10 protein-coding genes and 3 pseudogenes are annotated in these 13073 nt (G+C 52.8%); 10 read left to right on the forward strand and 3 right to left on the reverse strand.

Annotation, left to right across the window (positions count from 1 at the left end; all coding sequences use genetic code 11):
* Positions 1-51: 51 nt before the first annotated feature.
* The 8 genes and pseudogenes from LPQ25_RS12455 to LPQ25_RS12490 form a co-directional block, all read left to right on the forward strand.
* Positions 52-381, forward strand: a pseudogene (locus LPQ25_RS12455) (PTS transporter subunit EIIC); the annotation flags it as partial.
* Between the two features lies 1 nt (position 382).
* Positions 383-1648 (forward strand): annotated as a pseudogene (locus tag LPQ25_RS12460) (alpha-L-rhamnosidase-related protein); the annotation flags it as partial.
* A 42-nt stretch (positions 1649-1690) separates the two neighbouring features.
* Entirely contained in the window at positions 1691-2635 is a 945-nt protein-coding gene (locus LPQ25_RS12465; RefSeq protein WP_004180047.1) for an AraC family transcriptional regulator, read from the forward strand.
* A gap of 186 nt (positions 2636-2821) precedes the next feature.
* On the forward strand, positions 2822-3796 hold the full coding sequence (locus LPQ25_RS12470; protein ID WP_226651186.1) for a carbohydrate porin: 975 nt from the start codon (positions 2822-2824) through the stop codon (positions 3794-3796).
* A complete protein-coding gene (locus tag LPQ25_RS12475; protein ID WP_014343097.1) occupies positions 3793-4104 on the forward strand; it encodes a hypothetical protein in 312 nt (103 codons plus the stop codon). Before LPQ25_RS12470 ends, LPQ25_RS12475 begins: the two co-directional genes overlap by 4 nt.
* A 32-nt stretch (positions 4105-4136) precedes the next feature.
* Positions 4137-5092 (forward strand): annotated as a pseudogene (locus LPQ25_RS12480) (alpha/beta hydrolase fold domain-containing protein).
* Between the two features lie 35 nt (positions 5093-5127).
* The gene (locus LPQ25_RS12485; protein ID WP_004180042.1) at positions 5128-5451 is read left to right on the forward strand and encodes a PTS sugar transporter subunit IIB; all 324 of its coding nucleotides are present in this window, start codon (positions 5128-5130) and stop codon (positions 5449-5451) included.
* Positions 5452-5460: 9 nt separating this feature from the next.
* A complete protein-coding gene (locus LPQ25_RS12490) occupies positions 5461-5775 on the forward strand; it encodes a PTS lactose/cellobiose transporter subunit IIA (RefSeq protein WP_004180041.1) in 315 nt (104 codons plus the stop codon).
* Between the two features lie 40 nt (positions 5776-5815).
* Here the strand turns inward: LPQ25_RS12490 and LPQ25_RS12495 are convergent, their stop codons facing one another.
* The gene (locus tag LPQ25_RS12495; RefSeq protein ID WP_226340351.1) at positions 5816-7222 is read right to left on the reverse strand and encodes an MFS transporter; all 1407 of its coding nucleotides are present in this window, start codon (positions 7220-7222) and stop codon (positions 5816-5818) included.
* Between the two features lie 587 nt (positions 7223-7809).
* On the opposite strand from LPQ25_RS12495, the gene LPQ25_RS12500 reads away from it, so the two are divergent.
* Positions 7810-8490, forward strand: a complete 681-nt coding sequence (locus LPQ25_RS12500; protein WP_002906011.1) for an MgtC family protein — start codon at positions 7810-7812, stop codon at positions 8488-8490.
* Between the two features lie 97 nt (positions 8491-8587).
* Entirely contained in the window at positions 8588-9649 is a 1062-nt protein-coding gene (gene zapE, locus LPQ25_RS12505; RefSeq protein ID WP_014907542.1) for a cell division protein ZapE, read from the forward strand.
* Between the two features lie 34 nt (positions 9650-9683).
* Here the strand turns inward: zapE and katG are convergent, their stop codons facing one another.
* Positions 9684-11861: a catalase/peroxidase HPI gene (katG, locus tag LPQ25_RS12510; RefSeq protein ID WP_009485840.1), complete on the reverse strand. Its 2178-nt coding sequence runs from the start codon at positions 11859-11861 to the stop codon at positions 9684-9686.
* A gap of 268 nt (positions 11862-12129) precedes the next feature.
* Positions 12130-13062: a LysR family transcriptional regulator gene (locus LPQ25_RS12515; protein WP_002905767.1), complete on the reverse strand. Its 933-nt coding sequence runs from the start codon at positions 13060-13062 to the stop codon at positions 12130-12132.
* Between the last annotated feature and the right edge of the window lie 11 nt (positions 13063-13073).

Raw genomic sequence — 13073 nt, forward strand, 5'->3', positions numbered from 1 at the left:
GTTTACATGTCATCTCATACCAACATTGTACAAGAAAAGGCTTTGCAACTGATGCAAAGCATTGGTCAAAATACCTACCTTAAGTCAATCATGAGCGGTATGATGCTCATATTGCCAGTAACGATCATGAGTTCTGTGGCGACTTTGGTTAAAGTGTTTCCGTTTGCTCCATATCAGGATTTTTTGTTACGACACAACTTAACTCGCTTCTTTGATATCCCGATTACCTTCACGAATAATTTTTTGGCCGTGATTGTCGCTTTCTCCGTTGCCTATACGCTAGCGAAAAATTTCGATGTTGATGGCTTCATGTCAGGCCTGATTTCAATGATCTCTTTCTTTATTTTAACGCCGTATGATCTCGGTGAAATAGGGCCGTTAGCTCTTTGAGGTTGCTAAAAGAACCAAACTGAATAACATTCATTCGGTCTTCGGGGATTGTGCCCGCGAACGTTTCGCCTATGGCGGAGACATTGTCGCGTTGGCCCGGTCGCAAGTGTATCAGTTTGACTCTGCCGCTATTTATAAGAAAACTATCTTTGATTTTATCAATGATATTCGTCCCTGTGGTGGTGTGACGGAAACTGCGCCATTTATGGGAATTAAGACTAATGGAGTCGGCGGGGAAACGGGCCCCCTGGGCTGGCAACTGGTATTACCTTATTTGATAGCCATTCACTATCGACATTATGGCAATGTCAATCTGCTGGCCGAAAGCTTGCCATTTCTTGAGAAGCAGATCCTCTCCCTGGAAATGCGCGACTTTGATGACCTGGTGACCTGCTGCCTGGGTGACTGGGGAAGCCGCGTTCATGATATGCGTAATTACAAAAATGGCTCGCCAGCTCTCCATTTCACCAGTGCTTGTTTCTATTATTATCATTTGTTAATTATCGCAAAAATATGTGATGATCTTGGCTTTAAAGAAAAATGGCTAAAATATATTGGCAAGGCCAATAAAATTAGAGAGAAAATTTTATCACTCTATAAGAATACGGATGGCAGCTTTGCCGATCGCAGTCAGACCAGCTTTGTTTTTGCAATCTACTTCGATTTGTGTGATGATATCGAGAGTTCATTGAATGCATTGATCGATCTCATCAAAAAAGAGCAAAATGTTATCACTTGTGGGATTTTTGGCCAAAGTTTTGCCTATGAAATATTTCATCGCTATGGTCATAATGAATTAATCCTTGAATGGTTAAGAGTCGAAGCCGGATTCAAGAAAATGCTTAAAAATGATGCCAGCACATTGAAGGAATTTTTCGGTGATAACCTGAATGGTTCGAATAATCATGCGATGTTCAGTTCTTATTCCAGTTGGCTATTTCAGGCTTTGGGCGGCATTACCGTCGCTGAGGAGGCGGTTGGTGCTGATGTTATTTTAATCAGTCCATCCTTTACTGACACGATTAACTTTGTGGATTGCTGGCATCAAACCATCAGAGGGCGTATTGAGTGTCGCTGGCGGCGCTATAAAAAAGGCATAGAATTAGTCATCAAAGTGCCATTTAACCTCAAAAAATGCACTCTTAAATTACCAAAAGTGTATCAACTTAATAAACAATTACCTGCGCCGATAGACTGTGATACCTATCATCACTTTTATGACATTACCGATGCAGGTGAGATAAAAGTACTATTGTAATGATAGTGCATACCCAAACGTTCGCTCCAGTTAGGTACTTTTATGTTACACCATGATATTCATGAAAAGCTACTGGCTTATACCGATAGAGAACTCGAACTGCTTCGCGCTAACTATCAACTGTGTCATAAATTCAAAAGCCATATGGAGCGAAGGTTTTTCAAAGACAACTACATTCATATTGAAAAGCAGACCCGATTTACTAAAATTCCGTTGCATTCTCATGGCTTTATCGAGCTTATTTATATATATCAGGGTAAAATGCATCAGAAGATTAATGAAGAAAGTCTCACTTTAGGTAAGGGGGAGATCCTGCTTATCAACCAGTTTGCCAGACACGAAATTGAAGCCGCAGGGCAGAATGATATTATCATCAATTTTATTATTAAGACCGAATTTTTCGGTCGACTCATGTCCCTTTTTGACGAAAATAACATCATTTCCCGTTTTATCCTTTCAGCAATTAATGGCAGAAAAAAACATGGAGAGCATATTCACTTTAAAGTGGGGGAAATCGACGCAATTCAAAACATTATGCATGTCATCATTAGCGAGATCTACAGTAATAACCACTTAAAAGAGATACGCGTCAATTTCCTGGTGGGACTGTTGATGACCGAACTGCTCTCGAATGTGCAAGCCAGCGATTACCATATCAACGGCAGTTACAATGAATCACTTGCCATGGCCGTGTTGAGATATATTGATACCGATTATAAAACTGCCAGCCTGAAAGAGATCTCCTGTCGTTTAAATCAGCCTAATTATAAGGTGAGTAAACTGATAAAAGACTTCACTGGTAAGAACTTTAGCGATTTGTTGGTTGAAAAACGCCTGGATGTGTTGATCCATCTCCTTAAGCATACTAATCACTCTATTATTGATGTTATTAATATGACGGGTTATGAAAACGCCTCGCATTGTTATAAGGTATTTAAAGAGAAATATAATATGAGTATTAAGGAGTATCGTGATCTGAACTCCTGAATAGTAAATTGGCTCACAGCGTTCATGCTATTGCATGTTTTTGTAATAAGTAAAATCGGCAACAACCGATATATAAAAAGGCAAGCTGGGTTATAACACGGGTGGCATTCTTTAAATAAAATCAGATAAGCAATAAAAATAATAATTTTATTTATTTTATATCTCTTACCCGATGGAGTCTGAAGAATGAACCCCAGAATTATTATTTCAGGTGTTATCTCATGTTTTCTGCCTGCGACCTTATGCCATGCGGCCAATCTAAGCGACGACGGCAGCTTCCAGTTAAATGGATATGGCATGGTGGCTGGAGATTTTCAGAGCGAACTAAACCGTCCCAAAAACATGTCGTTGCATACCGATCCCACCGGACCTAATCAGGATCCTCGTGGCAAAATGGGCGATTTGGGAAACAGTTTCTGGCACGATTACTGGACATCGCTGGCTATCACTAAAAAATGGCAGGGGCTGGCTTCTCCCGAGCAATGGGCTGATTACACCTATGAAATGGTGGGTTACGGCGATAAAACGGTAGAAACGGCACAGAATTATGGGCGCTTTGGTGGGCTCTCTTTTCTTCCCGAGGGCGCAAACATTTGGGCTGGGCGTCGTTACCTCGATCAACGTATTAATATCTTCGCTTACAATACCAAAGAAGTACATATTGATTCCGGCCTCGGTTATAACAGTAAGAATTTTGATTTGAACGTTGGTACCGACCAGATCGACTGGTCCAGCGATACCGCGCCGCAGGCGATAGAAGGCTCGCGGCGCATCGTTGATATGGCTTATCGTATCGATCAGACAGAGCTGGGTATGACCTATGTTAAAGAAATTGATGACCCATTGGGCACTGGCAAGCAGAAAGCAATTAGTTTTTCCGCGAAATACAGCATGCCGTCTTTTTGGGGAGTGGCAAAGGGACAATCGACAGTCAAATTACAGTATGGTAAAGGGGTTATTGCTCCTTATCTGAACACCAGTCGTATTACCGTCCTTAGCGAAGAGGGCGATTGTTCAATGCGTTTTTCCACCGACGGAAACTTGACGTTATTTGATGATTTTGCCGTCTCGCCGGCTTTCATCTATGAATATACCAAGCGTGAAAAAACTGCTGACCGAACCACCTTTATACCTGATACAGGTTATTCAGGGGGGACATGACCTATGGTTCCGCAAATGAAACCGGGATCTTTACCGGCGTAAACGTTAAACAAAATATTCATCACCAAAATCTCTCCATGTTGTATGAAGTCATGGTGAATAACACTATCAATAAAAATGGCGTCGAAGGTGCCAGCGGCGTCGGCTACAAAATTGCCGCCGGCCCGGCCCTGCAACTGGATGTTTTACCGTATGTCGCGCCGATTCTCAGTTTGACGGTTACCTACGCAGGCGGGGACAAAGAGGTCACGTTATTGCCGGAAGACTCGGAGTGGCGAGTCGGGTATCGAATGGAAGTCTGGTTCTGAATCATTACTACATCACTACAGGATATTACCCTATGAACAAACACGTCGCTGCTATGCTGACGATGCTTATTATTCCGTCTGCTTTTGCGCAAACACCTTTAACAGACAGCAAAACTATCGTTATTAAACCTAGCGCTCTGGCCGTCGAGATGGTGCCTGATATTGCCTATTCATTTACGCAAAATATCATGGGACGACCGCTCCAGTTAACGATGGATTTGCTCAAGCCTTATGCTGATAAACCGTTACCCGCAGTAGTATTTATTACCGGCGGCGGCTTTCTCGATGCGCCCAAATCAAAATTCATCGGTCAGCGGGTCGATATTGCCCGGGCCGGTTACGTCGTCGCCAGCATTACCTATCGGGTCGTACCCAATGTGACTTTCCCGGGCATGGTTGAAGATGCGAAAACGGCGGTCAGATTTTTACGCGCCAATGCTGAAAAATTAGGCATCGATCCCAACCATATCGCTGTGATGGGCGAGTCGGCGGGTGGGTATTTAGCCGCCATGGTGGGTACCACCAGCGGCCATAAGGAATTCGACCAGGGAGAGTATTCAAATCAAAGCAGCGATGTGCAGGCGGTGGTTGATCTCTATGGCCTGTCCGATCTGACGAAAGTCGGGGCTGACTTTTCCGCGGACATTCAAAAAGCGCATCAGTCACCGGCCATACCAGAGGCGATGCTGGTTAATGGTATTCCCTGGCAAGGCGGTGGCGCGATCTCCGCCTATCCCGAAAAGGCGAAACGGGCTAATCCCATCACCTGGATTTCGAATAAAACGCCGCCTTTTCTGCTAATGAACGGCGATGCCGACAATGTGGTTTCACCCAGCCAGTCAACGCTTTTACACGAGGCGCTGGTAGCGAAAAAAATACCGTCCACCCATTACGTGGTGAAAGGGGCGGATCACGCAGGTTTGATGTGGTATCAGCCTGAAGTATCAAAAATTATTATTAATTTTTTAGACCAAAATCTCAAAGATAAGCATCAATAATACGTTACAGGAACAGGTAAATAAGATGAAAAAAATATTTTTGTGCTGCGCTGCCGGCATGTCAACGAGCATGGTAATGAATAAAATGAAACAAGCGGCCGCGGCGCAAGGCATTGCTGTCGATATTATTGCTGTTTCAATGGATGATTTTGATCGCACGTTACCAAATTACGATTGCTGTCTTTTAGGGCCGCAGATTAAATATAAATTCGAAGAATTTAACAAAAAGGCCGCTGCGGTGGGTAAGAGAGTCGCCGTTATCGATAGCATGGATTACGGCATGATGCGTGGCGATAAAATTCTTGCTGCGGCGCTGGCGCTGCTGGATGAACCTTCACTCAACAAGTAGGGAAACCGTATGGATATGGAAGCAACCGTCATGGAACTCATCATTAACGCCGGTGAGTCCCGCAGTCTGGCGATGCAGGCGCTGCAAGCCGCCAGAAAAGGAGTGTGGCAGGACGTTGATAGGCTGATGCAGGACGCCGCAGATGCCGCAAAACGCGCGCATGATGTACAAACCATGCTTATTGGTATGGATGAGGGCTGTGGCAAAGTACCGGTTAATCTTATTCTGGTACATGCCCAGGATCATATAATGACCTCTATGCTCGCGCGGGAGTTGATCGCGGAGCTTATTGAGGTTCAGCGCCAGCTGCAACATCGCAACTGATAAAATATGTCGCCGCCGGCACCCTCGGCGGCGACCGCCATCAGATATTCTCCAGACGAATGCCCCGCGTTCTCGGGCCGAAGATCCCCACCGACAGCATTACCATCAGCATACTGACGACGATAAAGCTAATCACCCCCGGCGTGCCGGCGTATTGCAGAATAATGCCGATCAGGATGCTGGTCACCGCGGTCGAGAGCCGGCTGAACGAGTAGCAGAAGCCGACGGCGCGGGCGCGAATATGGGTCGGGAAGACCTCGGCCTGGTAGGCGTGGTAGCTGATGGTCAGCCAGGCGTTGGACCAGGTGATCATAAACCCGCAGATCACCAGCAGAATCGGGTTGTTTTGCAGGGCGAACAGGGTGCCGAAGATAACGGTCATCAGCGCGGAGAGGACAATCTGCCACTTGTTTTCAAAGCGATGCACGAAGCGGGTGCAGAACAGGCAGCCCAGCGGATAGGCGAGGGTGATAAAGAAGGCGTACAGCAGGCTATGGGTGATGCTGGCGCCCTGACCGGAGAGCAGCGCCGGCAGCCAGTTGCCAAAGTCGAAGAAACCGATCGCCTGGAAGAAGTTCATCACCATCAGCATCAGGGTGCGCTGCCGATACTGCGGCGCCCAGATTTCGCGGAAGGTGCCGCGTTTGACGACGCTCTGTGCCGCATGCGCATGCTTCGGCGACGGCGTCAGGCCGCAGCGGGCTTCCATCTCACACATCACCGTATGCGCGTCATCATGCCGCCCTTTGCTTTCCAGCCAGCGGGCTGACTCCGGTAGCTTTTTGCGGATAAACCAGATCGCCAGCGAGAACAGTGCGCCAAAGATGATCACCCAGCGCCAGCCGCTGAGGCCGAACAGGGTGGTCGGCACCAGCATCCAGGACATCAGCGCCACCGCCGGAACCGAGAGGAACTGGATGAAGAAGGCAAAGGCAAAGGCTTTATTGCGCAGATGGGTTGGCACCCATTCGCTGAGGTAGGTATCAATGGTCACCAGCTCAATGCCGAGGCCGATCCCCACCAGAAAGCGGAAGAAGATCACCCCTTCCGCGCTACTCTGCGTCGCCATCAGCAGCGAAAAAAGACCGTACCAGGCGAGCGCCACCATAAAGGTCAGGCGGCGGCCCAGTTTGTCAGCCAGCGGCGCCAGCAGACTGGCGCCGATAAACAGCCCCATAAAGGTGGCGGAGGCGAAGGCCGCCTGGTCGGCGATGCCGAAGATGCCCGCCTGTCCGGTGTGGAAAATGCCCTCCGCCAGCAGGCCCGCGCTGATATACCCGGTCTGGAAGAGATCGTAGAGCTCAAAGAAGCCGCCAAGTGAGAGCAGGGTAATAAACGACCATAACCCAAATGAGGCGGGCAGCGCATCAATGCGTCCGGTTAAGCTGGCGTGCGGTTGTCCTGGCGAAGCATAGGGCGTTTCGCCGAGAACCTGGGTGGTAGACATGGTGTTGTGTTCCTCAGGAAGAATGGTTTGCCTGCTAATGTTAATTGATTGTTAATAGTTTTAAATTTTTAATCCTTAGCCTTAGCGACATTCTTTAGCGTAAGATCGCGCTGGGGAGACATAAAGATGATATTCATGCTGGTTTTCGCCGCATCCCAGCGACGGAATTGAAGTAAATCACCGCTGACGGCATTTTAGTCGCCTGGCGATGTCACGCTACGCAGGACCCGCGAAAGACAAACTAAACGAATCGTCACCGGCGGCGTTTTCGTGCTTTACCCATCATTACCCCGGGCTATAATGTGCCCACTTTTATTCAGGAGTCATACGTTGGACAGTCACCCTTATTGCGATTTTCCGGCAAGCTAACGCGATCATTTCGCTGCTTGCCGTCCCGGCGGGCAGCAATCTCTCAGTTCCGGATTGCCTCCCTCAATTATTTATGCGCCATTGAGCGCGAGAGGCAGCGTTATGTTTATGTTTTCCAGACCCTTATTTCCTCCACCATCATCCACCGGCTAATCGCCCGGCGCGGCTGAGCGCTACATCTGTAATTTTTGGCTTTCTGTTTTCTGGAGGAAGGCGCGATGGTATTTCCTTATATGACACATTTACTCGCGGCAATGTTGTTGGGGGCGCTGATCGGCGCGGAACGACAGTGGCGACAACGTATGGCCGGTTTACGCACCAATGCCCTGGTGGCCACCGGCGCGGCGGTGTTTATTCTCAGCGCGATGTCGGCCTCGCCGGACAGCCCGGGGCGTATTGCAGCGCAGATCGTCTCCGGTATCGGCTTCCTTGGGGCAGGGGTGATTATGCGCGATGGTATGAACGTCCGCGGCCTCAATACCGCCGCCACGCTGTGGTGTTCGGCCGGGATCGGCGTACTCTGCGGCCTGGGACAGTTCTGGAACGCGACGGCGGCTACGCTGATTATTCTGTGCGCCAATATCCTGCTGCGCGAGGCGGCGCAGCGCATTCATGCCTTGCCGGGGGCCGGTGACGAAGAGAAACGCTATGTCTTACGCGTCACCTGTCTGCGCGAACATGAAAATGCCGTACGTCAGCTGTTGCTGAATATTGCGCAGCAGCAGCGGTTTACCCTGCAGGGATTGCAGTCGGCGGCGGCGGACACAGCGGACCATCTGGAGATTTGCGCGCAGCTGATTAGCCATAAGCAGCACCAAAAAACGCTGGCGCAAATTATGGCGCAGATGGGCGTTCAGCAGAACGTCACATCGGTGCACTGGCGTGTCGGAGAGGCGTAGGGGCTGGCGGCGGAGCAGCGGAAACGGCCGCTCGTCGCGCGATTCGCCATCCCGCGGGAAAGCGGCTAGAATGGCCTCCTCGCAGGAGGTTATAAGAATGTTAAATAATGGATGTGTACCCTCGGAATCTGGTCCCACAGAGGTGACGGCTGATTTTCGTTTTACCCGCGTGATGGCCGAGCAGGCGGCGCGGGCGCGTCTGACGCTGGACGACGATCAGCTGTCACTCATCGCCCGCCTTGACGCCCTCGGTCAGCAGTTGGTGTCCACGACAGGCAGCCCGCAGGGGGTATACGTCTGGGGACGTACCGGGCGAGGGAAAAGCTTTATCCTCGACCACTTTTTCGCCAGCCTGCCGCTCGCCGCCAGGCGGCGGGTCCATTTTCATCACTTCTTCCGCGAACTGCACCAGCGGCTGAATGCCCCCGGAGCGCCCGACCTGCAGACGGTGATGAGGCAGATGACATCCGGTTGCCGCCTGCTATGCTTCGACGAATTTCATCTGCACGACCCCGGCGACGCCATGCTGATTAAAGTCTTGCTGGAACACCTCTTTCAACACGGTATCGTGCTGCTGGCCACCTCAAACTACCCGCCGGAGATGCTGCTGCCCAATCCGCTGTATCACGATCGCTTTTTACCGTCGATCGCGCTGATCCGCGCCCATCTAACGGTGGTGGCGCTGAACGGCGAGGAAGATTATCGCGAACGGCATCTGAGCCAGGATAACGCCTTCTGCAGCGGGCGGATGTGGGTTAATCCGAATGCACAACAGCGTCAGCTGTATGACCTGCCGTCGCTGCCTGGCGAACCGGTTTCGCTGACGGTAGGCTATCGCACGCTGCTGGCGGCCGCGGCGTCGCCCGCGTTGCTGCACTTCACCTTTACCCAGCTTTGTCAGGCCGCCACGGCGGTGATGGACTATCTGAAGCTCTGCGAAAGCTATGCCGTCTGGCTACTGGACGAGGTGCCGCCATTGGCTACGGTGGGGCCGGCGGCCCAGCAGCGCTTTATCAATGTGATTGATGTGCTGTATGAAAAGCAGATCCGCCTGCTGCTGGTGACCCGCTGCGACCTGGAGACGCTGGTGGCAGGGGTGGAACTGGAGGATATTCAACGAACGCGGAGTCGACTGCAACAGCTGCCGCGGGCGGTATAAGGAAAACGCCCCGGCGGGAGCCGGGGCGAGAGGATTACAGATCGAAGCGGTCGAGGTTCATCACCTTGGTCCAGGCGGCAACGAAGTCATGCACCAGCTTCTGCTGCCCGTCGGCGCAGGCGTACACTTCCGCCAGGGCGCGCAGTACCGAGTTGGAGCCAAACACCAGATCCACGCGGGTGGCGCTGTACTTCGCTTCGCCGGTTTTACGGTCGCTGCCGGTAAACAGCTCCGCGTTATCATCGGCCGTTTTCCAGACGGTAGCCATATCAAGCAGATTGACGAAGAAGTCATTGCTGAGCACGCCGACGCGGTCGGTAAACACCCCGTGTTTGCTGCCGTCGTAGTTCGCGCCCAGTACGCGCAAGCCACCGACCAGCACGGTCATTTCCGGGGCGGTTAGCGTCAGCTGCTGCGCTTTATCGATCAGCAGGGTTTCCGTCGAGACACCGCCTTCGATACGGCGATAGTTGCGGAAGCCATCCGCCAGCGGCTGCAGCAGATCAAACGACTCGACGTCGGTCTGCTCAGGCAGAGCGTCGACGCGGCCTGGGGTAAACGGCACATTGACGCTGACGCCGGCGGCAGCGGCCGCCTGCTCAACGCCGACCACGCCGGCCAGCACGATAATATCGGCCAGCGACGCTTTGCCGGAGGCGCGCTGGATCGCCTGCAGGGTCGGCAGCACCCGGCTGGCGATGGCGTTAACCGGCCAGTCTTTCTGCGGGGCCAGCGCCAGACGCGCGCCGTTAGCGCCGCCGCGTTTATCGCCGCCGCGGAAGGTGGAGGCGGACGCCCAGGCGACCGAGACCAGCTCACTGACCGACAGGCCGGCGCCGGCGATGGCGGTTTTCAGGCTGGCGATATCTTCCGCGCTCGGCTGATGGGTCGCTGCCGGCAGCGGATCCTGCCAAATCAGATCTTCTTTCGGCACTTCCGGCCCGAGGTAACGGGATTTTGGCCCCATATCACGGTGGGTCAGCTTGAACCACGCCCGGGCGAACGCCTCGTTAAAGGCCTGCGGATCGTTGAGGAAGCGGCGGGAGATTTTTTCAAACTCCGGGTCGAAGCGCAGGGTCAGGTCGGTGACCAGCATGGTCGGTTTGCGCTTTTTCTCCGGGTTAAACGGATCCGGGATAATCTCCGGCGCGTCTTTGGCTTCGAACTGGATCGCGCCAGCCGGGCTGCGGGTCTGCACCCATTCGTATTTGAACAGGTTTTCGAAAAAGTAGTTGCTCCACTGGGTGGGCGTCTGCGTCCAGACCACTTCCAGACCGGAGGTGATGGCGTCCGCGCCTGCGCCGCTGCCGTAGCTGGAGTGCCAGCCCAGACCCTGCGCTTCCAGCGGCGCGGCTTCCGGCTCGGCGCCAACGTGGCTGGTTTCTGCGGCGCCGTGGGTTTTGCCCAGCGTATGGCCGCCGGCGATCAGCGCGACGATCTCTTCATCGTCCATCGCCATATTGCCGAAGGTGGCGCGAATGGCCGCCGCGGCGGACAGCGGCTCGCCGCTGGCGTTTGGACCTTCCGGGTTGACATAAATCAGACCCATTTCGGTGGCGCCGATGGCCTGTTTCGCCAGGCTTTCCGGATGACGGTGGGCCAGCCACTCTTTCTCATCGCCCCAGTCGACGTCGAGATCCGGTTCCCAGACGTCTTCGCGACCGGCGCCAAAGCCAAAGGTGCGGAAGCCGGCGTTTTCCAGAGCGACGTTACCCGCCAGCATGTAAAGGTCGGCCCAGGAGATTTTCTGGCCATATTTCTGTTTCACCGGCCACAGCAGACGGCGGGCCTTATCGAGGCTGACGTTGTCAGGCCAGGAGTTCAGGGGGGCAAAGCGCTGCTGTCCACGACCTGCGCCGCCGCGACCGTCAACGGTGCGGTAGGTGCCGGCGCCGTGCCAGGCCATACGAATAAACAAGCCAATATAGCTACCCCAGTCTGCCGGCCACCACTCTTGCGAATCGGTCAGCAGCGCTCTGAGATCAGCCTTCAGCGCGGAGTAATCGAGCTTTTTAAACTCTTCCCTGTAGTTAAAATTCTCACCCAACGGGTTGGAGCGATTGGAGTGCTGGTTTAACAGATCGACACGCAGCTGGTTCGGCCACCAGTCGCGGTTGGCGGTGCCGCTGCCGGCGCTCTGTTTTGGCGTCTCGGCGTGGAAAGGGCACTTCCCGGCGGATGCATTGTTGGATGGGTCGTTAGACGTGCTCATATCAGGCTCCGTTTGCTTTTGTGAATGCCGTTACGATATACACTGCTACCAATAAGCGATATTTGAATGAATCTACGGATTTAATAGCTATTTCCGTTCAATGAAGGGTTAGGCAACCCCCTGGTGGGACCGTGTCGGCCTGGAGATTGAGATTAACCTCATTAGTAACCATAGCCGTAACGAGGCGGCAAAGGAAACGATCCGCGTCAAGCTGGGCGAAGGAATGCTAATTGTTTGAGATATGACAAGTTTTACTACGAATCTCGCATTAGCGCTGCCAGTAGGGCGGCGATCCAAACACGTCGGCAAAATAGTCAATCACTGTCCGCACGTTGAGAGAGGGATGGCGGGTATAAGGATAAATCGCCGCGATATACGATGGCGTGTGGCTGATGGCCGCCGAATAGCGATCCATCAGCGTGACTAATGTCCCGTTGTGCAGCGCCTCGCTGACCATCCAGTCGGGAAATAACACGATCCCCATCCCGCCGATGGCTGAAGTGAGCAGGGCATCGGCATTGTTCGAGGTCATGAGCGGGGTCAACGGATAGTGCACCCATGCCTCTTCGCGCTGGCGAAACAGCCAGCGGTTGGCTCCCTGCGAACCGCCATACACCAGCGTGCGATGTTGATGCAATGCCTCCGGCGAAGTCGGGCTGCCGTACCGTGAAACATACTCCGGGGAGGCGGTCAGGTAATAGCGCTGGCTGCCAAACACTCTGGCGTGATAGCCCGCGTCCGGCAGGCTGCTGATGCGAAAAAGGATATCCGTCGCATCGCGATGGGGATCGATAAAATCGTCGGTCAGCGTCAGGTCAAACTGCAGTTTGGGATGCCGGGCCGCCAGTTCCGGAAGCCAGGGGGCGATATGCCGCTGACCAAAATAGACCGGCGCATTGATCCGCACCAGTCCGCCGGGGACCTGTGCCCGATCCTGTAACGCCCGTTGCGCGTCGGCGTACTGTCCCAGCAGTTCCCGGGCGGACGCTGCGAAAAGGCGTCCTGCTTCGGTCGGTACCACGGCACGGGTGTTGCGGTAGAACAGCTGCTGCCCGAGGGCATCTTCCAGCTGCTGGATGGTTCGCGAGATCAGCGAGGGAGAGACCCCTTCGCGGCGGGCCACTACGGAAAAACTCTGGTTATCGTAAACCGCGATGAAAAGCTGAAGGGCGCGAAAATCGACGCTGCTGGCATCGGCCATCTGTGCAATTC

The organism is Klebsiella sp. KPN54798 (assembly GCF_021184225.1).
GTDB lineage: Bacteria > Pseudomonadota > Gammaproteobacteria > Enterobacterales > Enterobacteriaceae > Klebsiella > Klebsiella pneumoniae.

Excerpts from the sequence above, each read along its gene's own strand:
- LPQ25_RS12465 (WP_004180047.1), top strand. The coding sequence starts at position 1,691 with ATGTTACACCATGATATTCATGAAAAGCTACTGGCTTATACCGATAGA.
- LPQ25_RS12470 (WP_226651186.1), top strand. The coding sequence starts at position 2,822 with ATGAACCCCAGAATTATTATTTCAGGTGTTATCTCATGTTTTCTGCCT.
- LPQ25_RS12475 (WP_014343097.1), top strand. The coding sequence starts at position 3,793 with ATGACCTATGGTTCCGCAAATGAAACCGGGATCTTTACCGGCGTAAAC.
- LPQ25_RS12485 (WP_004180042.1), top strand. The coding sequence starts at position 5,128 with ATGAAAAAAATATTTTTGTGCTGCGCTGCCGGCATGTCAACGAGCATG.
- LPQ25_RS12490 (WP_004180041.1), top strand. The coding sequence starts at position 5,461 with ATGGATATGGAAGCAACCGTCATGGAACTCATCATTAACGCCGGTGAG.
- LPQ25_RS12495 (WP_226340351.1), bottom strand. The coding sequence starts at position 7,222 with ATGTCTACCACCCAGGTTCTCGGCGAAACGCCCTATGCTTCGCCAGGA.
- LPQ25_RS12500 (WP_002906011.1), top strand. The coding sequence starts at position 7,810 with ATGGTATTTCCTTATATGACACATTTACTCGCGGCAATGTTGTTGGGG.
- zapE (WP_014907542.1), top strand. The coding sequence starts at position 8,588 with ATGTTAAATAATGGATGTGTACCCTCGGAATCTGGTCCCACAGAGGTG.
- katG (WP_009485840.1), bottom strand. The coding sequence starts at position 11,861 with ATGAGCACGTCTAACGACCCATCCAACAATGCATCCGCCGGGAAGTGC.
- LPQ25_RS12515 (WP_002905767.1), bottom strand. The coding sequence starts at position 13,062 with ATGGCCGATGCCAGCAGCGTCGATTTTCGCGCCCTTCAGCTTTTCATC.